The sequence below is a fragment of the Pseudorhodoplanes sp. genome, from assembly GCF_035565855.1.
Lineage (GTDB): Bacteria > Pseudomonadota > Alphaproteobacteria > Rhizobiales > Xanthobacteraceae > Pseudorhodoplanes.
The window spans coordinates 25,132-43,376 of record NZ_DATMRX010000248.1 but is presented as its reverse complement, the minus strand read 5'-3'; the positions used below and the strand labels follow the sequence as shown (position 1 = coordinate 43,376).

General features: G+C 62.9%; 21 protein-coding genes. 14 read left to right on the top strand and 7 right to left on the bottom strand.

The annotated features are described in order from the left end of the window. Both VN004_RS13985 and VN004_RS13980 read left to right on the top strand, forming a co-directional pair. A partial coding sequence (locus tag VN004_RS13985) for an ABC transporter ATP-binding protein (protein ID WP_325611088.1) occupies positions 1-591 on the top strand: 591 nt, incomplete at its 5' end. An 85-nt stretch (positions 592-676) separates the two neighbouring features. Then, positions 677-1,474, top strand: a complete 798-nt coding sequence (locus VN004_RS13980; protein ID WP_325611086.1) for an alpha/beta hydrolase — start codon at positions 677-679, stop codon at positions 1,472-1,474. Between the two features lie 34 nt (positions 1,475-1,508). Here the strand turns inward: VN004_RS13980 and VN004_RS13975 are convergent, their stop codons facing one another. The 3 genes from VN004_RS13975 to VN004_RS13965 form a co-directional block, all read right to left on the bottom strand. Further along, positions 1,509-2,312, bottom strand: a complete 804-nt coding sequence (locus VN004_RS13975; RefSeq protein ID WP_325611083.1) for a DUF2927 domain-containing protein — start codon at positions 2,310-2,312, stop codon at positions 1,509-1,511. A 120-nt stretch (positions 2,313-2,432) separates the two neighbouring features. Continuing rightward, complete coding sequence (locus tag VN004_RS13970; protein WP_325611081.1) at positions 2,433-3,722, bottom strand: hypothetical protein; 1,290 nt, start codon at positions 3,720-3,722, stop codon at positions 2,433-2,435. Between the two features lie 156 nt (positions 3,723-3,878). After that, the gene (locus VN004_RS13965; RefSeq protein ID WP_325611079.1) at positions 3,879-4,487 is read right to left on the bottom strand and encodes a DUF1134 domain-containing protein; all 609 of its coding nucleotides are present in this window, start codon (positions 4,485-4,487) and stop codon (positions 3,879-3,881) included. Between the two features lie 98 nt (positions 4,488-4,585). On the opposite strand from VN004_RS13965, the gene VN004_RS13960 reads away from it, so the two are divergent. Beyond that, positions 4,586-5,086: a YHS domain-containing (seleno)protein gene (locus VN004_RS13960; protein WP_325611077.1), complete on the top strand. Its 501-nt coding sequence runs from the start codon at positions 4,586-4,588 to the stop codon at positions 5,084-5,086. On the opposite strand, the gene cysQ is transcribed toward VN004_RS13960, so the two are convergent. Next, positions 5,087-5,911 (bottom strand): 3'(2'),5'-bisphosphate nucleotidase CysQ, encoded by an 825-nt coding sequence (gene cysQ, locus VN004_RS13955; protein ID WP_325611074.1) that lies wholly within the window; start codon positions 5,909-5,911, stop codon positions 5,087-5,089. Positions 5,912-6,034: 123 nt separating this feature from the next. Here cysQ and chpT point away from each other — a divergent pair, with 123 nt between their 5' ends. The 6 genes from chpT (at position 6,035) to VN004_RS13925 (ending at position 12,371) form a co-directional block, all read left to right on the top strand. Next, positions 6,035-6,718 carry a histidine phosphotransferase ChpT gene (gene chpT / locus VN004_RS13950; protein ID WP_325611072.1) on the top strand — a complete coding sequence of 228 codons (684 nt, stop codon included), beginning with the start codon at positions 6,035-6,037 and terminating at the stop codon, positions 6,716-6,718. 181 nt (positions 6,719-6,899) lie between these two features. Beyond that, positions 6,900-9,488: a chemotaxis protein CheW gene (locus tag VN004_RS13945; protein ID WP_325611070.1), complete on the top strand. Its 2,589-nt coding sequence runs from the start codon at positions 6,900-6,902 to the stop codon at positions 9,486-9,488. A 3-nt stretch (positions 9,489-9,491) separates the two neighbouring features. Continuing rightward, a complete protein-coding gene (locus tag VN004_RS13940) occupies positions 9,492-9,947 on the top strand; it encodes a chemotaxis protein CheW (RefSeq protein WP_325611067.1) in 456 nt (151 codons plus the stop codon). Positions 9,948-9,996: 49 nt separating this feature from the next. After that, entirely contained in the window at positions 9,997-10,362 is a 366-nt protein-coding gene (locus VN004_RS13935) for a response regulator (RefSeq protein ID WP_325611065.1), read from the top strand. Positions 10,363-10,455: 93 nt separating this feature from the next. Continuing rightward, the gene (locus tag VN004_RS13930; protein ID WP_325611093.1) at positions 10,456-11,517 is read left to right on the top strand and encodes a chemotaxis response regulator protein-glutamate methylesterase; all 1,062 of its coding nucleotides are present in this window, start codon (positions 10,456-10,458) and stop codon (positions 11,515-11,517) included. Next, entirely contained in the window at positions 11,514-12,371 is an 858-nt protein-coding gene (locus tag VN004_RS13925) for a protein-glutamate O-methyltransferase CheR (RefSeq protein ID WP_325611062.1), read from the top strand. Before VN004_RS13930 ends, VN004_RS13925 begins: the two co-directional genes overlap by 4 nt. Positions 12,372-12,378: 7 nt before the next feature. Here VN004_RS13925 and VN004_RS13920 read toward each other — a convergent pair whose 3' ends face one another. Further along, positions 12,379-13,296 carry a DMT family transporter gene (locus VN004_RS13920; protein WP_325611059.1) on the bottom strand — a complete coding sequence of 306 codons (918 nt, stop codon included), beginning with the start codon at positions 13,294-13,296 and terminating at the stop codon, positions 12,379-12,381. Positions 13,297-14,109: 813 nt separating this feature from the next. Here VN004_RS13920 and VN004_RS13915 point away from each other — a divergent pair. Together VN004_RS13915 and VN004_RS13910 are read left to right on the top strand one after the other, a co-directional pair. Beyond that, positions 14,110-14,283, top strand: coding sequence for a hypothetical protein (locus VN004_RS13915; RefSeq protein WP_325611057.1), 174 nt, complete (start codon positions 14,110-14,112; stop codon positions 14,281-14,283). Between the two features lie 55 nt (positions 14,284-14,338). Next, entirely contained in the window at positions 14,339-14,878 is a 540-nt protein-coding gene (locus VN004_RS13910; RefSeq protein WP_325611055.1) for a hypothetical protein, read from the top strand. Here the strand turns inward: VN004_RS13910 and VN004_RS13905 are convergent. Next, positions 14,875-15,138 (bottom strand): hypothetical protein, encoded by a 264-nt coding sequence (locus VN004_RS13905; protein ID WP_325611053.1) that lies wholly within the window; start codon positions 15,136-15,138, stop codon positions 14,875-14,877. The two genes, VN004_RS13910 and VN004_RS13905, sit on opposite strands and share 4 nt — an antisense overlap. A 148-nt stretch (positions 15,139-15,286) precedes the next feature. On the opposite strand from VN004_RS13905, the gene VN004_RS13900 reads away from it, so the two are divergent. From VN004_RS13900 to VN004_RS13890, 3 genes are all read left to right on the top strand, one after another. Beyond that, complete coding sequence (locus VN004_RS13900) at positions 15,287-16,036, top strand: rhodanese-related sulfurtransferase (RefSeq protein ID WP_325611051.1); 750 nt, start codon at positions 15,287-15,289, stop codon at positions 16,034-16,036. A gap of 200 nt (positions 16,037-16,236) precedes the next feature. Then, positions 16,237-16,575 (top strand): hypothetical protein, encoded by a 339-nt coding sequence (locus VN004_RS13895; protein WP_325611047.1) that lies wholly within the window; start codon positions 16,237-16,239, stop codon positions 16,573-16,575. Positions 16,576-16,586: 11 nt separating this feature from the next. Continuing rightward, positions 16,587-16,766, top strand: a complete 180-nt coding sequence (locus tag VN004_RS13890) for a hypothetical protein (RefSeq protein ID WP_325611046.1) — start codon at positions 16,587-16,589, stop codon at positions 16,764-16,766. A 115-nt stretch (positions 16,767-16,881) separates the two neighbouring features. Here the strand turns inward: VN004_RS13890 and VN004_RS13885 are convergent, their stop codons facing one another. Further along, on the bottom strand, positions 16,882-17,913 hold the full coding sequence (locus VN004_RS13885) for a DUF2778 domain-containing protein (protein WP_325611044.1): 1,032 nt from the start codon (positions 17,911-17,913) through the stop codon (positions 16,882-16,884). Positions 17,914-18,245 lie beyond the last annotated feature (332 nt).

Here is an 18,245-nt window from a genome sequence, read left to right as displayed (position 1 = left end):
AACGGCGTCGGCAAGACGACGCTGCTCGTCACCGCCATGGGCCATACGAGCGTGAAGAGAGGCGATGTCCTGCTCGACGGCGAGCCGATCACACAACTTCCGGTGTATCAGCGGGCGCTCAAAGGCCTGGGGCTCGTGCCGCAGGAGCGGGAAATCTTCCCTTCGCTCTCGGTACGGGAAAATCTCGAGATCGCCGCGCGTCCCGGCTATTGGACCGAGGCGCGCATTTTCGAGCTGTTTCCCCGGCTGCGCGAACGCCTCGGCAATATGGGCAATCAGCTCTCCGGCGGCGAGCAGCAAATGCTCTCGATCGCGCGCGCGCTGATGACCAACCCGCAGGTGCTCCTGATGGACGAGCCGACAGAGGGGCTTGCTCCCGTGCTGGTCGAAACCCTGGCCGAGGTGCTGGGCAAGCTGCGGGATGAGGGCGCGCTCACGATCGTGCTTGTGGAACAGAACAGCCGCGTTGCGCTCGCCTTCTCGCCCCGTGTGCTGGTGATGGACAAGGGCCGCATCATTTACGACGGACCCTCGCAGCCGCTGCGGGACGACCCGGAACGGCTGGCAGGCCTCGTGGGCGTCGCCGAATAGGCGGGTCAAAATCGCCGCCTGGTCGGTCGCGCGACCGGACAACCCACCCTATGATGCCGATCCATGATTCGAACCGGGCTGAATCATGATTAGGCGCGTCCGCAGAGCCGTCGTCGGCGTCTGCGCTGCATTGCTGATGATCACGGGAACTGACCGGTCGCTCGCGCAGCGCGACCTGTCCGATCTCGGCATTGTTCTCATTCATGGCAAGGGCGGCACACCGACCACCGCGATCGAGGGGCTTCACGAGTCCCTGAAGCGCAGCGGCGCGCTCGTCGAGGCTCCGGAGATGCCATGGTCGGCGCGGCGAATCTACGACGCGACTTTCGATCAGGCGATGGATGAAATCGACGCCGCGGCGGAGCGCTTGAAGAAAGCCGGCGCCAGGAAGATCGCCGTGATCGGCCACAGCCTCGGTGCGAACGCCGCCATCGGATACGCAGCGCGGCGCAAGGATCTGCATGCCGTCGTCGCACTTGCGCCTGGCCATCTGCCGGAGGCCTGGGCGCTGCGCGCCCGCACCGGAAGTGCCATCGCCGAAGCCCGCAAGTTGGTCGCCGCCGGCAAGGGCGACGTGCGCAGGACTTTTCCCGATCTTGCGCAGGGCATTCCGTTTTCGGTGCGCGCGACGCCCGTCGTCTATCTTTCGATGTTCGATCCGGACGGTCCTGCCGTGATGCCGAAGAATGCGGCCGCCATCGAAAACGTACCGCTTCTGTGGATCGTCGGCGTTGCGGACCCGATCATCTTCCACGGCAAGGATTACATTTTCGGTCGCGCAGCGCCGCATCCGAAAAGCAAATATCTGGTCACGGCCAGCATGCACCTGTCCACGCCGTACCAGTCCCGCAGCCAGATCATCGAGTGGCTCAAGGGGCTGTGAGCCTACCGGTCCGAGCGACGGCGCTGAGTTGCCTTCAGTCGGGCTTGAGCCCGTTCACTTTCGTCACCCAGGCCCGCACGTCAGGAAGGATCTGCGGCAGCAATTCCTTCACCTGATCCTTGGTCATGCCGGCGCGAATGCGCGGATCGTACAGGATATTCAGGAGATACTGGTCGAAGATGTCGAAATAGCCCATCTGGACCTCGTCGTTGAACATGGTCCAGGGCAGATCGTCGTCATCGTTGATCGGGCCCAGCGCCTGCAGCAGTTCCTCGTAGATGCAATCGAGAAAGATGAAATCGCCGGCATCGACCACGACGATCACGTCGGAATGCTGGATCCGGTACAAATCGTCTTTGCGGAACCCAGACAGGCATTGCGGCTCGAGGGATTTGACGATTTTCGCGGCCTGTTCGCGTCCATAGAATTGCCGAATCGTCTTTTCGATGTCTCGGTCCCGCACAAGCGTCACGTTGACATTGGCGTCCTTGCGGGAATCCGCCATCGCGATATCGAGGCCGCGCACTTTCGACGCGATATCCTCGACCACGGATGCGACCTCCTTGCGGCGATCCGGCTTGGCGCGGCTGTCCGCAAAAACGCGGACCGGCATCTCGTATTTGCGGATACGATCGACCCGGCCTGAGACGTGGAATTCGGCTCCGAACACAATGCGGAAAAAGCCGTCGGTGATTTCGGCGTCGGTGAATGTCGTCCGCTCGGATGCGCGACGCTTGGTGACCTCGGCATGCTCGGTGGCCGTCAGGCCGGGCCATGATGCCGAAGCGATGACCACGGCGAGCAACAGCGCCGTCAGGTGACGCTGTACGCGAAGCATGTCTGACAAACGGTCGACCACGGGCCGGAAGAGCAGGACCATCATGACTTGCGATACCCGGCCAAGCGCCGTTCGAATTGCCGTCACTCCGAAGCGCAATGGAGCGGCGGAGGACTGATTTCAGGAAGACGTCGTGAGGCGTGACGCGCGTGTCTGAAGCGCGCGCATGCGGTCGGCGAGGCTGCTCTTTCCGTCGTCCTCGCCGGTGTCGTTGGCGGGGAGGGGGACCTGGCCGTTTGCCGGGCGGAGTGCCGCACCGGACGCAGTGTCGGCGGACGCCAGGATCGCCTCGATCGGCGAGTTCGGCCCCTCCAGGGTCACCGCGAGCTTGGCAATCTCCGCGGCCACGTCGTTGATGCGCTCGCGCAAAAGCGCATTCTCGACCCGCTCGGCCGCCCAGCTGGCTTCGGCCTCCCGCTTCATGGTGGCGACCTCAGCCTGCAATTTGCTTCGCTCGGAATTGGCCAGCTCCAGTTCCTTCTGCAAGAGCTCCTTTTCCGCAGTCAGATTCTGGATCGTTTCGCGATGCTGGCTGCCGGCCGAGGTGAGCTCTTCGCGTAGATGGAAACCGGCTCGGCGGGCATTTTCCAGCTCGGCGCGGAGACGGTCGCACTCATATTCCCGTTGGACGAGAATCTTCCCCTGGTCGGAAATCCGGCCTTCCAGCTCGACCACGCGCTTGCCGAGCAACTCGGCTTCGGTGGTCTGTGCGATCAATTGCTGTTCGAGCTGGCTGACGCGCTGTCCGAGGTTTTCGACCTTGCCGCGCTCGTCCGCCAGATGCTGCGTTGCGGCGGCGAGCTCGGCCCGCTCCTTCTCGAGGCGGTCTTCGGTGGTCTTGATGTCGCGTTCGTAGTCTCCGATGCGCAGCCGCAGCGCTTCGATCTGCGTCTTGAGTGAGATCAGCTCGACGCGCTGTGCCTCCGTGGTCGCGGTGCGATCGCCAAGCTCGATCGTGAGCCGTGCCAGGTCGGCTTCCTTGTCCGACAAATTTCGTTCGTTTTCGTGCAGACCGAGCGCCTTGGCGGACAGTTCCTCTTCCGTCGCCTTCATCTGGTCTTTCAGCGCCTTTTCGCGCGCTTCCAGCGCAAAAATGGTCGCGGCCTTTTCACCAAGCTCGACCTTGAGCCGATTGATGGCGTCATTTTTCTTGCCGAGCTCGGCCAGCTGGCTGGTGCTCTTGGCCTTCAATTGCTCGACGCTCATCTCCAGCCGGCGGGTCGACATCGCAAATTCGGCGCGGAGCTGATCCTTGTCGGCCTGAATTTCGGCCATCGACAGCGGCGTCGCTGCTTCCATGCGGCGCATGGTGAGGCGGACGGCACGGGCGTGGACCAGGGGAATGAAAACAAGACCGATCAGGCTCGCCAGCAGGAAGCCGATGCCGAGATACATGGCCGGCTCAATCATGTGCGAAGACTCCAACCCCCGGACGCGATTTGAGCGGACAACAACACGGAACCATGACACGAGGGTCCCGCCACTCCCAGCGTCTCCCGCGATTAACCTAAACCGGCCTATACCCGTCGTGAAAGGGAATTCCGACTCGTCCGAAAGCCGGACCGCTTAAAAGGGATTCCAGGTCGCGGTTGGCGTGAATTTGAGGTAGCCGATATTGGCCCCGAGCCTCAGTCCAACCCCCGCCCTGATCGGCACGACGACAATGTTTCCCGCGCCGAGCGCGGTCATCCCGAAACCGCCGATGAAATAGGCCGAGCCGTCGATGCCCCCGAACCGGTTGTAGATCGCCTCCGTGGCGGGGAGATTGTAGACCAGCATCATGGTCCGCGCGCCTTCGCCCCCGGCATCGAAGCCGATCGAGGGGCCTTGCCAGTAGACGCGGAGATCGCCCGCATTTTTCGTGTAGAGCGTTCCCTCGCCATAGCGCAGGCCGGCGACGAACGCGCCACCGGCTTCTTCGCCGAGGATATAGCCATTCGGCTGGCCGAACTGGCTGAAGGCCTTCTCGACCACCTGAGCAAGCCCGCGGGACACCGTGCCGAAGAAGCGGTGGCCGCTGTCCAGAATTTCGTTGGTGGAATATTGCGGCTGTCGCGGCTGCCCGGACTCCGGACCGGGCGGCGGCACCGGCTGCGGCTGCTGCGCAAATGCTGCCTCACCCTGCAGGCAAGCCAGAAGGGCTGCGGCGGCCAGAAGGCGAATCAGCGAACGCATCAGGTGCTCCATGAAGAACGTCGGTCGCGCGGGCTTAACCGGATACTCATCCGAATATTGTTAAGGCATCCGAATCGGAACACTTGTTGGACCGAATCATGACAACACTGCGCCGTCAACGTTGCATGCTACGCGCGGCGCTCCTGTGCCTCATTGTTTGCGCCGCGCCGACCGGATTGTCGTGCCAACTTGCGCACGCCGCGACCACCGAGCTGATCGTCACCGACCCGAATTCCGGACTGGCGATCTACGGATATGACCCGGTCGCCTATTTCACCGACCGCCAAGCGAAGCCCGGACACGCGGCGTTCGAGGTGACCCATGCGGGCGCCGCCTGGCGCTTCCGTAACGAAGGCAATCAGGCGGCTTTCGTGCAGCGTCCCGACGTCTACATGCCCCAATTTGGCGGCCACGATCCGGTGGGGCTCGCGCAGCATGTCCCCCGCGCCGGCCATCCCCTTTACTGGGCTATCCACAAGGACAGACTTTTCCTGTTTTACTCCGAGAGTGCCCGCGATGCCTTCGCGGCTGACCCGGACAAGATCCTCGCTGCCGCGCAAAGCAACTGGCCCGAGGTCATCCGGCAGCTCGCGCCCTGATCAGCCGTATCGCGCGGCGTCGGCAGGGTCGCCCCATGCGATAAACGACGGGACCTTCAGGCCGCGAGCGATCTGTCCGTATTGTACCGGCGTGCCGTCCGGCGTCAGCACCACGCCGCCGGCGGCGCTGAGTACCGCATCCCCTGCGGCGATGTCCCATTCCGATGTGCGGCCGAGCCGCGGATAGACGTCGGCCTTGCCTTCCGCAATCCGGCAGAATTTCACCGAAGAGCCGCAATCCATCCGGGAAATCGCGGGAAAGCGGGTGAGCCACTCTTCGGTCTTGGGGTCGAGATGCGAACGGCTGACCATTGCGCGCCAAGGCCCTTCGCGGTGAGGATGCGTGCGCAGGGGCGTGCGCTCGCGAGCAGCCTCCGGCCCCGCGCCCGGCTGCAGCATCAGCCGCTCCGAACCTGCGCCAATGGCGCCGCGCCAGATCGCATCCAAAGCCGGTGCGCCGACGACGCCTGCGATTGGACGGCCGTCCCGCACGATCGCGATATTGACCGTAAACTCGTCGCGCCCCTCGATAAATTCGCGGGTGCCGTCGAGCGGATCGACCAGAATGAAGGTCGCCGGAATCTGCGGCAGCGATCCTTGCGAAGCCGCTTCCTCGGACACCACCGTGATGCCCGGCAAGATGCGCGACAGGCCATCGAGGATGATTGTCTCCGCGGCTTCATCGGCTTCGGTGACCGGAGTGGCGTCGGCCTTGGTGCGAACGCTGGCGCCTGCCATACGCACGCGCATGATCGCGTCGCCGGCGCGGGACGCAATGCCAGTCAGCGCGTCGAGCAGCGACGGATCGGACAGTTCCTGCGTCATGCGAGCGATGTCCGCGCGAGCAGACGCAGCTTGGCGCACTGGCGCGTGCGGTGTATCAAGCGGCCGGCCGCATCATGATCGAGTGATTCGCGTTCCGCCGCCGCTTTGATCGGAGCCAGATTCATGTCCGCTATTTCTGCTGCTCAAGCGCCTGTCGCTCAATCGTCAACCGAGACACCCATCAGGATCGAGGCTCTCGACCTCGCGGCGCTCTTGTGCTCGCGTGTCTGTCACGATCTGATCAGCCCTGTCGGCGCCATAGTCAATGGCCTTGAGGTCATGGAAGACGACAACGATCAGGAGACCAAGGCTTTTGCCATGGACCTGATCAAGAAAAGCGTACGCCAGGCCTCCGCGAAGCTGCAATTCTGCCGGCTCGCTTTCGGGGCGGCGGGTTCGGCCGGCGCGCAGATCGATCTCGGCGACGCCGAAAAGGTGGCGCGCGGCTTTCTGGAAGACGAGAAGACCAAGATCACATGGAATCTGCCGCGTCTGCTGCTGCCGAAGAATCGCGTTAAGCTCTTGCTCAACATGCTGCTGATTGCCGGCCAATCGATCCCGCGTGGTGGCCAGATCCAGGTGGATCCGATCGGCAACGGCGAAACCATGAGCTTCCGGATTTCGGCGACCGGCAGTTATGCAAAGGTCCCGCAGGCCGTACCGGACTTGCTCGCGGGCGGGACCCATGGCGGCAGCGTCGATGCCCATGCGGTGCAGCCCTATTACACGAGCTTGCTCGCGCAGGATTGCGGCTTGACCGTAGCGGCAGCCGCCGAAGGCGAGGCGATCGTCATCGCTGCCCGCTAGGCCGCTCGCGGCATTTCGCGAGTCGCGCCGCCTTTCAGGGAATGGCGGGTGGAGACTTAACGACCGGTTAAAGGCCGATTCGTTGAGGCATTCCATTACGCAATATTAAACCGTTAGCAACACACTACCGTGGTCGACGGTGCAGCGCGGGAGGACCTCCCGGCGCGGAAGGCCTATTGCCATGGACGAGTTGCTGCGGGATTTCCTGACCGAGACCCATGAGAGTCTCGATAATGTGGATTCCGAGCTCGTACGTTTCGAGCAGGAGCCCAACAACACCGAAATCCTCGCCAACATCTTCCGCCTGGTCCACACGATCAAGGGCACCTGCGGCTTTCTCAATCTGCCGCGTCTTGAAGCGCTGACGCACGCGGCAGAGAGCCTGATGTCTCGCTTCCGCGACGGGATGCCGGTCAGCCACGACGCGGTCTCGCTGATCCTTGCGACGCTGGATCGCATCAAGAACATCCTCGATGGATTGGAAAAGCATCAGGGAGAGCCGGCCGGTACTGATGACGATCTGATCGCGCAACTCGATGCCATGGCACAGGCGGGCAACAGGTCGCAGGTGTCCGGAACCCTCACTTATCAGGTTCTCGAACGGCCGCTGAAGCCCGGCGAGGCGACGCTCGATGAACTGGAGCGTGCGTTTCGCGACACGCCCGGCCCGGAGCCGGTGAGCCACAAGCCCGATGACCGGAAATCGAGCGAGCGCTCGGACGCGAAGGTCGCGAGCCAGTCGATCCGCGTCAATGTCGAGACGCTCGAACACCTTATGACCATGGTCTCCGAACTGGTGCTGACGCGCAACCAGCTCATGGAGCTCGCGCGCCGCCAGGCCGAGACCGAGTTCAAGGTGCCGCTGCAACGGCTGTCGCATGTGACGGCCGAATTGCAGGAAGGGGTGATGAAGACCCGGATGCAGCCGATCGGCAATGCCTGGCAGAAGCTGCCGCGTCTGGTACGGGACCTCTCCGTCGAACTCGGAAAGCAGATCGAGCTCGAAATGCTTGGCGCGGACACCGAACTCGACCGGCAGGTTCTCGATCTGATGAAGGACCCGCTCACGCACATGGTGCGCAATTCGGCGGATCACGGGATCGAAACGCCTGTGGAGCGCCGCGCCGCGGGGAAACCGGAGCGCGGGACGATCCGCCTGACCGCCCGTCACGAAGGCGGGCACATCGTGATCGAAGTGTCCGACGATGGCCGCGGTCTCGACCGCAGCAAGATCGCTGCGAAAGTCCTCAAAAGCGGCCTGGCCACCGAGGCCGAGGTCGCGAAAATGTCGGAGTCGCAGCTTCAGCGCTTCATCTTTGCGCGCGGCATGTCGACGGCGGAGTCGGTTACCAATGTTTCGGGTCGCGGCGTCGGCATGGACGTCGTGCAAAACAACATCGATCAGATCGGCGGCACGATCGAGGTCAAGTCGGTGCCCGGGCAAGGCACGGTCTTCACCATCAAGATCCCGCTGACGCTGGCGATTGTGTCCGCGCTCATTGTCGAAGCCGCGGGCGAGCGTTTCGCCCTGCCGCAGGTCGCGGTGATGGAGCTCGTGCGGGTGCGCGCGCATGGCGAGCATCGCGTTGAGAGGATCAAGGATACGCCGGTCCTTCGGTTGCGCAACAAATTGCTGCCGCTGATTTTCCTGCGCAAATATCTGCGCCTTGGAGAGGCGGCCGAGCAGGAAACCGAGAACGGCTTTGTCGTGGTGACGCAGGTCGGAGCCGAGTGTTTCGGCATCATTGTCGACCGCGTCTTCCACACCGAGGAAATCGTGGTCAAGCCGCTGGCGAGCAAGCTGCGGCACATCCATGCCTTCTCAGGTAACACCATCCTCGGTGATGGCTCGGTGATCATGATCCTCGATCCCAACGGGATAGCCGCGGCTTTCGGTTCGGTACGGAGCGGCGCGTTAACCCTTGAAACCGTCGCGGATAGCGAGAAGAACTTTGCCGAGCGCAACAAGACCGCGCTGTTGATCTTTCGTGCGGGCTCGAATGCGCCGCGTGCGGTTCCGTTGTCGCTCGTCACGCGCCTCGAGGAAATCGATGTTGGCAGCATCGAGACGACCGGCGGACGGCATGTGGTGCAATATCGCGGACATCTGATGCCGCTGATCTGTCCCGGCGAGAACGTGCGGATCCGTGAGAGCGGATCGCAGCCGCTTCTGGTCTTCTCCGACGGCGAGCGTTCGATGGCGCTGGTGGTGGACCAGATTGTCGATATCGTCGAAGAGGAATTCGAGATCGATCCCAGTGATGGATGGCCGGGCGTCCTCGGATCCGCGATCGTGAAGGGCGAGGCGACCGACATCCTCGATGTCGGCCATTATCTGCCGCTTGCCTATACAGGCTGGTTCGGCAGCAGCACGTCGCAAAAGTCGAAACGTCATCTCCTGCTGGTCGACGATTCCGCGTTCTTCCGCAACATGCTGGTGCCGGTTCTGCGCGCGGCAGGTTACACCGTGACCACGGCAGCGAGCGGTCACGAAGCGTTCGGCATGATCCGCAGCGGTCGCAACTTCGATGTCATCGTGACCGACCTTCAGATGCCCGGCATGGACGGGCTCGCGCTGGCGCGCGCGCTTCGCGCCGAAAATGCCAGCGCGCAAATCCCGCTGATCGCTCTGTCGGCTATGACGACGCCGGACATGATCGAGCGAGTCAGACACGCGGGCTTTCACGATTTCGTCGCGAAATTCGATCGCCAGGGCCTGATCGCCGCGATCAAGGAACAGACCGACACGGTCACGAGCCAGGCGGCCTGACGCATGACCAACGCATCACACTCTGGAAGCGCCGAGTACGTCACCGTCACCGTCGGCTCGCAATTGTTCGGGCTCCCGATCGCGCGCGTGCAGGATGTTTTCGTGCTCAATCAGATTACGCGTGTTCCGCTCGCACCCGATGACATTGCCGGGGTGATCAATCTGCGGGGGCGCATCGTGACCGTGATCGATCTTGCGCGGCGGCTGGGCATTACCGGCAGCAGCCGTGCGCATCTGGCGGTCGGTCTTGAAAGCGACAAGGAATCCTACGGTCTGGTGATCGACGCGGTTGGCGAGGTGCTCAAGCTCGGCGCTGACACGGCCGAAGCGGCGCCGGCCAATCTCGACGAGCGGCTCCGGCATGTCGCCGCGGGTGTTCATCGCCTCGATGACAGACTGCTGGTGGTCCTGGACGTCGACAGGCTGATCGATCTGAAGCCGATGGAAATCGCCGCATGAAGCGGCACAGAGTGCGGGTCAATCCGCTAGAAAAGCGAGTGAGGATATCATGAAGACCTGTTTGGTCGTGGACGATTCCAGCGTGATCCGGAAAGTCGCGAAACGCATCCTGGAAGGACTGGATTTCCAGATCATGGAAGCCGAGGACGGCCAGCAGGCCCTCGATCAGTGTCAGCGGATGCTCCCTGACGCGATCCTGCTCGACTGGAACATGCCGAGAATGGATGGATACGATTTTCTCAAGGCGCTGCGGCGCATGCCGGGCGGCGATCAGCCGAAGGTCGTTTTCTGCACCACCGAGAACGATGTCGCGCATATTGCGCGCGCTCTGCATGCGGGCGCGAATGAATACATCATGAAGCCGTTCGACCGCGACATCGTGGAAGCAAAATTTCAGGAAGTCGGACTGATCTGACGCCCCGTTTGACGGTTGCATGTTGAGAAGAACGTGACGGCGCTCCCCGATACCGGCGTATTGTCGCCCAACACCGCGTCCCCGCTCCGCGTCATGGTGGTCGATGATTCCGCGGTCGCGCGAGGCTTCATCCGGCGCTGGCTCGAGGTCGAGCCGGGCATCGCGATCGTTGCTTCGGTGCGTACAGGGCGCGAGGCGTTGAATTATTTTGATCGCGCCGCTCCCGATGTCGTCGTGCTCGATGTCGAGATGCCGGACATGGATGGCATCACCGCACTTCCGCTCCTGTTGCAGAAGAAGCCCGGTCTGGCGGTGATCATGGCGTCGACCCTGACGCGCCGCAACGGCGAGGTCACGCTGCGCGCGTTGTCCCTTGGCGCGCTCGACTGCATCCAGAAGCCCGATGCGCAAGGCACGATCACGAACGACAATTATCGCCACGCACTGGTCGCGAAGATTCGCGAGCTCGGTGCGCGCGCGCGGCGCCTTCCTCACGCGCGGGCGCCCGTGCCCTTGAGGGAGAGGGAGACGTCGCCTCGGCGGCCCTTCGCGTTGCGGCAGGCTCCGGCAACCGCGCCGCGCGTTCTGGTGATCGGCGCGTCCACCGGCGGTCCGCAGGCGCTCGACGAAGTCTGCAGCCATCTTGGTGCGGTGATCGACGTCGCGCCCGTCCTGATCACGCAGCATATGCCGCCCACCTTCACCACGATCCTTGCCGAACATCTCGGCCGGGTCACGGGGCGTCTTGCGCGCGAAGCAGAGCATGGCGAGCCGATCCGCGCGGGGCGCATCTACGTTGCTCCCGGACATCAGCATTTCAAGGTCGTCCGCAACAACGGCCAGCCGGTGGTGGCGCTCGACGATTCCGCGCCTGTGAATTTCTGCAAGCCGTCGGTCGATGTGCTGTTCTCATCGGCGGCCGAGGTGTGGGGGAGCTGGGTTCTCGGGCTCGTCCTCACCGGAATGGGCACCGACGGCGTCCAGGGCGGCGCCGACATCGTCAGTTCGGGCGGCAGCATCATCGCGCAGGATGAGGCGAGCAGCATCGTCTGGGGTATGCCCGGCGCGGTCGCACAGGCCGGGCTGTGCTCGCAAGTGCTTCCGCTTGCGGATATTGCGCCCGCGATCGCGAACGCCTTTCGGAGGCGCTCGTGACCGGTTCCGACTATGACTTCATCCGCAAGCTCCTGAAGGAGCGGTCCGGCCTGATGCTGTCGGCGGAGAAACAGTATCTGGTCGAGAGCCGGCTGATGCCGGTTGCCCGGCGGAACAAGATCCAGAGCCTGACCGAACTCACCTGCCGGCTTCGCGCAGGCACCGATGAAGCGCTGATCGCCGAAGTGGTCGAGGCGATGACCACCAACGAGACCTTCTTCTTCCGCGATCGCGTGCCCTTCGATCATGTCAAGAACCATGTCCTGCCGACCCTGATCGCGGCGCGGGGGAGCCACAAGCGCATCCGCATCTGGTGCGCGGCTGCATCGACCGGGCAGGAGCCGTATTCGATCGCCATGGCCATCAAGGAGATGGGCGCCTCGCTTGACGGTTTCCGCATCGACCTTCTGGCGACCGACATTTCGGAAGACGTGCTGGAGAAGGCGCGGGCCGGCCTTTACACCCAGTTCGAGGTGCAGCGCGGGCTGCCGATCCATCTCCTCGTGAAATATTTCACGCAGAACGGCGACCTCTGGCAGATCGCGCCCGAGATCCGCCGCATGGTGCAGTTTCGGAGCTTCAATCTGTTGTCCGATTTCTCTCGCCTCGGGTCGTTCGATCTCGTCATCTGCCGCAACGTGCTGATCTATTTCGAGCAGGACACCAAGACCGCGGTGCTCGAGAAACTGGCGCGCGTCATCGCGCATGATGGCTTCCTGATCCTCGGGGCGGCGGAGACCACGATCGGGCTGACCCAGGCCTTCAAGTCGGTACCCGACAAACGGGGGCTGTACGCGCTCTCCCACACATCGGACAGGGTCGTGCCGCTTCCGCTGCGCAGTCTCGCGTCCTGAGGGGTGGTCACGCCTTGCGCCGGCGCGGCGCTGCAAGCCGCGCCGCAATCATGATCAGCGTCACCGACACCACCAGCACCCAGGTCGGAGCGGCAAGGCCGAGCAGGATGAGCAGCGCCGTCGAAATCACCGGCGAGGCGTAGCCGAGCACGCCGAGAAAGGCGACGTTGCCTTGCTTCATGCCGATGTCCCACAGCATGAAGGCGGCGCCGATCGGACCAAGCCCGAGAAACACCATCGCGATCCATTGCGGCGCGGATGGCGCGACCCAGCCCTCGAAGAGCAGATTGCACGCAAGTGCAAGGAGAGCCGTGGCAAAACAGGCCGGCGCCACGCTCTCGCTCGGCACCGCTGCAATCGTCCGCGACATCACCGAATAGGTCGCCCAGACCACGGCGCTCGCGAAAGCGAAGCTGAAGCCGAGCAATGCATCCGGATGGCCGGCCGATGCGCCGAGCTTGTCGAAGACGAGGAGCGCCGCCGCGGTGAAGCCCATCAGCGCGCCGACGACGTGGCGGTAGCTCAGCGTCACGCCGGGAAGAAATCCGGAGAACAGCACGGTGAGCAGCGCCCAGAGCGAGGCGATGAGACCGGCCTCGGCGGGCGGCGCGAATTTCAGTGCCGCGAAATACAGAACATGAAAGACGAACAGCCCGTAGATGCCGAGCAGAAAGGACGGCAGCGTCGGCACCATGGCGCGGCTGCGTCCCACCGCGATCGCATAGAGCGCGATCGTCGCGCCGCCGACCGCGAAGGTGATCGCGGTCGACTGGAATGGCGGAATGTCGCCGCCCTTCAGCGTCGTGAGCGTGGCGAGCGTGCCCCACAGCATCACCGCGCAGAAGCCGATCAATGTGGCGGTGCGTCCTGGGATCGGTGCGCGGTGCGCCGAAGCGGCCTGCGCGGTGTTGGATGTGGCGTCCATGATTTCTCGACTGTCGCCGGCGCCCCGGAATGACCAGCTTGAGGGCTTCGCCGGCATGAGCGGGTGAGTGCATAGCGCGGTTTTTCCTCGAGGAAAGCGGCAAGTGTGAAAGCCGCAATGTGAAAGCGGGCAGGCGGCAGCGCCCGTGTTGTTTGTCAGGGCGCCGGGTACGCCCTTCACTTTTCTGGCCCTCCGCGAAAGGGAGGGGGACGGCGCGCCGGGAGGCGCAGGCCAGTCCTTGTGCCGCATGACGTCAGCGCCATGCGGCCGCCTCTCGGCGCGCAGTCCGCGGCGATTTCGCGCTCCGGAGCCGTTCTTCCGGGTCTGGACAGAAGGAGCCGCGCCCCCTCCGATCCGGCAGGCTTTCGCCCGCCTTCGACCAGACCGTCGTCCAGCAGGTCTACCTGCGGCCCCTCGTCAGTAGGGGCGGACGGCCAACCCAGAGCGTCCCGGAGGCAGGGTTACGAGCCCCGCCCGCAGGCGCCGCATCCCATCCCGCCCTCATGACGTCTCATGACAACGCCCTCGGTGGATGGGATGAATAGGAATATAATCATAGATCCAAATCAGTCAAGAGCCCGGAATGGCTCCGATAGCGGATCAGCTTGAAATAAGATTATTTTCACAATCGATGCGATGGGACAACATTGTATTTGCAGGAACATTGCCCATTCGGCCTGCTACACTTTATTGTGTGGCGCCGTTGCCACACAGAAACCATATCCGTCGAACACAGTTGGTCTGTGCGGCGACACACAATAGCGTAAGTCTCGCTTAACGGGCGAGGCGCACCCTAGCGCCGGGGGAGTCGTCATGAGTGAGCAGGAACTTCAGGACATTCTAGCGACGATTGCGCGGGTGCGTGAAGCCAATACGGTCACGCCTGAAATGGCGCGAGAATTCTTGCAAAAGGAAGGCGTTATCGACGCCCAAGGCAACCTCACCGGGCCGTATGCTCGCAAAAAGGTAGAGCCCGCCGCCGCTTAAGTTGCATCGCCTCTCAACCACGTTCGTTCTTGGCTACCACGGCTGCGACCGAGACGTGGGCGATAGCCTTATCGATGGCACCCCGTTTGAAGAGAGCCGTAACGAATACGATTGGCTCGGGTGGGGGATTTATTTCTGGGAGGCGAACCCCATCCGAGGGCTTGAGTTTGCGAATGAATGGAAAGAGCGCAACGGCAAGATAAAAGAGCCGTACGTTGTCGGCGCGATCATAGATCTTGGATACTGCTTAGATCTCACAACATCTGCAGGCGTGCGTGCGATCCGAGGAGCACACAAGGATTTCATCGCATATAGCAACAAGGCCGGCAGCCCTATTCCGAAGAATAGCGGTAATGATGAAGACAAGCTTCTAAGGAAGTTGGATTGCGCCGTGGTGAACCACCTTCATCACGTTCTTCAAGTGGGCCGCCAAAAGCCGTTCGACTCTGTTAAAGGTGTTTTCATTGAGGGCGGGCGCATGTACGACGACTCCGGATTTTACAACAAGACGCACATACAAATTTGCGTACGTAATCCGGAATGCATTAAGGGGGTTTTTCGCGTGCCGGACCATGACCTCAAATCCGGTATTTAGCCTTGCTCCTTCTTGTCTAAAATCTCAACGATATCGGCATCTTTACAGCGGAAGCGTTCGCCGCTTTTGCATAAACCAACAACCACGAAGAAAGAGAGACTTAGCGAAAGAGACGACTTAGCCCTCTCGTCTAAGAAGCGGTCTTTGATGACTTTCATAATGACATAGGCTGCATCGCAGGGCCCGGAGCATATGAGGGACGGATCGCGAAAAATACGCCAGTTGCAGGCCGGATTTGCCCATCTTTGATTTTCCAACATGGGCAATCCCGGTTGCAATCAGCCTGTGTAAACTGAACTCGTTCGATAACTCTGGAGCCGAGAGACAGGCGAACACCGCCTCGACCTATTTGTGCCTCATCGGTAATTGAACCGCACTGGTCCCCTTATCTTTGCTACATCCGCGCCCATGCCTCTGAAAGTCGCCGCCCTCTATCAATTCGTCGCGTTGCCGGATTTCCGCGAGCTGCGTGAGCCGCTGCGGGCGCTCTGCGCCGGGCTTGCGATCAAGGGCACGATCCTGCTTGCGCACGAAGGCATCAACGGCACTTTGGCCGGCGCGGATGAGGCGATCGACGCGCTGATCCGTGAGCTGCGTCATGGTTCGCTGTTCGGCGGACGGCTCGACAATCTCGAACTGAAATATTCCACGGCCGACGAGATGCCGTTCCAGCGGCTCAAGGTGCGGCTGAAGAAGGAAATCGTCACGCTCGGGGATCGGGCGACGGACCCGACCAGGCAGGTCGGCATCTATGTCGATCCCGCCGACTGGAACGCGCTGATCGCCGACGAGGACACGCTGGTGATCGACACGCGCAACGCCTTCGAGGTTGCGATGGGCAGCTTTGATGGTGCGGTCGATCCGAAGCTCTCGCGCTTCGGCGAATTTCGCGATTACGTCGCCCGCGCGCTCGATCCGGGCCGGCATCGCAAGATCGCGATGTTCTGCACCGGCGGCATCCGCTGCGAGAAGGCGAGCGCCTCTCTGCTCGCGCGCGGCTTTCCCGAGGTCTATCACCTGAAGGGCGGCATCCTGAATTACCTGGAGAAGATTCCCGAAGCGGACAGCCGCTGGCGCGGCGACTGTTTCGTGTTCGACGAACGCGTGGCGCTCGGCCATGGCCTTGCGGTGAAGCGCGACGGTCGCGGCGAAGGCTGAGCGCGGCCAGCCGGACATCCGGGATTCGGTCTTTAAACTATTGAAAATGCAGCGTTTATTCGCTCCTTTTCCCCCTCTTGACGGCGGGCGGCTCTGCCCTAAATCGCTCCTCCGACAGGGCCCGGGAAGGGCCTGTCGCGGACGCCGGACGACGTCCGGTGTTTCGCTCATGGCCATGTTGCTCTGCGGAGGATATCGCTGTGAGAGACTTCACTATCGATGACCTGCTCCATCCCGCGCGCGCCTTCGCGCATCCCGGCGATGTGGTGCGCGATCGCGATCTCACCCTGAACGAGAAGCGCGCGATCCTCGCGTCCTGGGCGTCGGATGCCTGCGCGCTGGAAGCCGCGCCCGAGCTGCGCGAAATCCCGGGCGGTTCCAAAGTGCGCTTCGACGACATCATGGATGCGCTGCGCGAACTCGACCAGGAGGCCAATGAGGCGACGCCGCACGGCCCGAGAACCATCCGCAAGCGGCGCCTGCGCGATCGTCTGCGCGGCAGCGATTCCGATCCCGATCAGGGTCGCTCGCTTCAATAGGAGCTGAGGCCATGATCGCGACGAGGCTCGAGCGCTATGTCATCGGCCGCGAGCAGAATGTGCTGCAGGTGAATTTCGACCGTGAGCCCGAGCCGCCGACCCCGCCATGTCCGGGAGCCGGCGCGTTGCGGCGTCTCACATTGCCGCCGCCGTCCGAGGTCTTCCCAGAGAGGAGAGTGCAGGTGGCGTGATGAAGACGATGCTGACCTTGCTTCTGATCGCGGCGATCGTCATCGCTGCGCATACAGGAGCACGCAAGGCTCACCCCGCGCGACAAACGTAATGGCGGAATGAGCCGGCCGGGGCCTACAGCGCTTTCGCGGTTTTGCCCATGTGGCGCCGCGCATAGGTCGCGGGCGGCTCGGGCAGGCGGAACACCACGATCATGCGGTTGACTTCGCCGCGTTTGAAGGCGGCGAGGAACTTCGGATAGTCCTTGATCGAGACGCAGCCATTCGACTGGCCGTTCGGTCCGAGCATGTAGGGGTGAACCAGGATGCCGTTGCGTCCGAACATCCCGTCGCGGTCTTCCGGATTCATGCGGATCGCTTCGACGCCGTGGAAGCGCGACTCGCGCATGGTCAAGCGATAGGTGTTGGGCGGCGTTACGCCCCGCATGCGAAGCTTCACATGCTTGGGGTCGTCCATGTACTGGCCATAGCCCGAATGCGCCTCGAGCTTCTCGCCGTTCGGCATGTACACCGCCTTGGCATTGATGTCGTAGATCGCGGTCTTGGCGAGTTGCGGATCTTCGTCCGGAATGGCGAGACCCTTGGCCGGCGGCAGCGCGGCAAGCTTCGGACGCGTGCGCGGAATGATCATCGGCGGGATGATCGCGGGGCGAACCGGCTGCTCGAAGCGGTTCGTGACGGCGGAGAACCGGCGCTCGAAATGGTAAGCGCCGTGGCCGGGCATGCCGGAAAAGATCGGGTCGTCGGCGTCACCGCCGAGGAAGCCCGAGGAGGGCAGGGCGACCGTTCGGGGCTCAACCGAGCCGGTGACTGCGGCCTTGTCCTCTTCGTCGGGCCAGTTGCGGGTGATGTAGGGGACGGTGGAAGCGATGGCCACGGTCGGCGCCGGCAGCGTCAGCCAGGCAAACTTGCTTTGGGGCGGCAGGCCGATCGTGCTGCGCCGCTCTTCCTTCGCGTCGGTGGTGATGGACAGCAGCCATCCCGCGACGGTGAGCGTTCCGGTCACGATCGCAAAGCCGATCGCAACGGCCGCGGCGCCGCGCGCAAGAGAGCCCGCGAACCGCGGGGTCCCCGCGATGCGCGCGATCAATGGCGCAGCCGACCGATGACGCGTTTTGACGCGCCGGCCCGTGGTCGCACGCGTCATGGAACGCAAAACCCCCACACAACCCAAGAGAAATATTTCCCCCATTCACCTTGGACCCGCGTGGTTAAACGCAAGTAAAGGCGCAACAATGGACTGTAAGCGACAAAACCATGGCAGCGAGGCGCTACCCACCGTTATGGTTAACGCCGCGGTAATGGAGGACTGGCTGCGGTGTTCTTGCCCTCCGGTCGCAGGGCGCACGCCGCAGGCGCCCCCCGCTTGAATAGGCACAACCATCCCGCAGGAATGGTGCCGGGGTAGGGGGAAGTTGCATAGCGCCAGCCGGCCGGTCGGCAACAAAAAAACCCCGCCGTTTCCGGCGGGGTTTTCAG

Bases quoted from the DNA above. Each gene is read 5' to 3' on its own strand.
- VN004_RS13900 (WP_325611051.1), top strand. From the start codon at position 15,287: ATGCCTCTGAAAGTCGCCGCCCTCTATCAATTCGTCGCGTTGCCGGAT.
- chpT (WP_325611072.1), top strand. From the start codon at position 6,035: ATGTCCGCTATTTCTGCTGCTCAAGCGCCTGTCGCTCAATCGTCAACC.
- VN004_RS13920 (WP_325611059.1), bottom strand. From the start codon at position 13,296: ATGGACGCCACATCCAACACCGCGCAGGCCGCTTCGGCGCACCGCGCA.
- VN004_RS13915 (WP_325611057.1), top strand. From the start codon at position 14,110: ATGAGTGAGCAGGAACTTCAGGACATTCTAGCGACGATTGCGCGGGTG.
- VN004_RS13885 (WP_325611044.1), bottom strand. From the start codon at position 17,913: ATGACGCGTGCGACCACGGGCCGGCGCGTCAAAACGCGTCATCGGTCG.
- VN004_RS13965 (WP_325611079.1), bottom strand. From the start codon at position 4,487: ATGCGTTCGCTGATTCGCCTTCTGGCCGCCGCAGCCCTTCTGGCTTGC.
- VN004_RS13975 (WP_325611083.1), bottom strand. From the start codon at position 2,312: ATGCTTCGCGTACAGCGTCACCTGACGGCGCTGTTGCTCGCCGTGGTC.
- VN004_RS13930 (WP_325611093.1), top strand. From the start codon at position 10,456: ATGGTGGTCGATGATTCCGCGGTCGCGCGAGGCTTCATCCGGCGCTGG.
- VN004_RS13890 (WP_325611046.1), top strand. From the start codon at position 16,587: ATGATCGCGACGAGGCTCGAGCGCTATGTCATCGGCCGCGAGCAGAAT.
- VN004_RS13945 (WP_325611070.1), top strand. From the start codon at position 6,900: ATGGACGAGTTGCTGCGGGATTTCCTGACCGAGACCCATGAGAGTCTC.
- cysQ (WP_325611074.1), bottom strand. From the start codon at position 5,911: ATGACGCAGGAACTGTCCGATCCGTCGCTGCTCGACGCGCTGACTGGC.
- VN004_RS13935 (WP_325611065.1), top strand. From the start codon at position 9,997: ATGAAGACCTGTTTGGTCGTGGACGATTCCAGCGTGATCCGGAAAGTC.
- VN004_RS13940 (WP_325611067.1), top strand. From the start codon at position 9,492: ATGACCAACGCATCACACTCTGGAAGCGCCGAGTACGTCACCGTCACC.
- VN004_RS13905 (WP_325611053.1), bottom strand. From the start codon at position 15,138: ATGTTGGAAAATCAAAGATGGGCAAATCCGGCCTGCAACTGGCGTATT.
- VN004_RS13970 (WP_325611081.1), bottom strand. From the start codon at position 3,722: ATGATTGAGCCGGCCATGTATCTCGGCATCGGCTTCCTGCTGGCGAGC.
- VN004_RS13960 (WP_325611077.1), top strand. From the start codon at position 4,586: ATGACAACACTGCGCCGTCAACGTTGCATGCTACGCGCGGCGCTCCTG.
- VN004_RS13980 (WP_325611086.1), top strand. From the start codon at position 677: ATGATTAGGCGCGTCCGCAGAGCCGTCGTCGGCGTCTGCGCTGCATTG.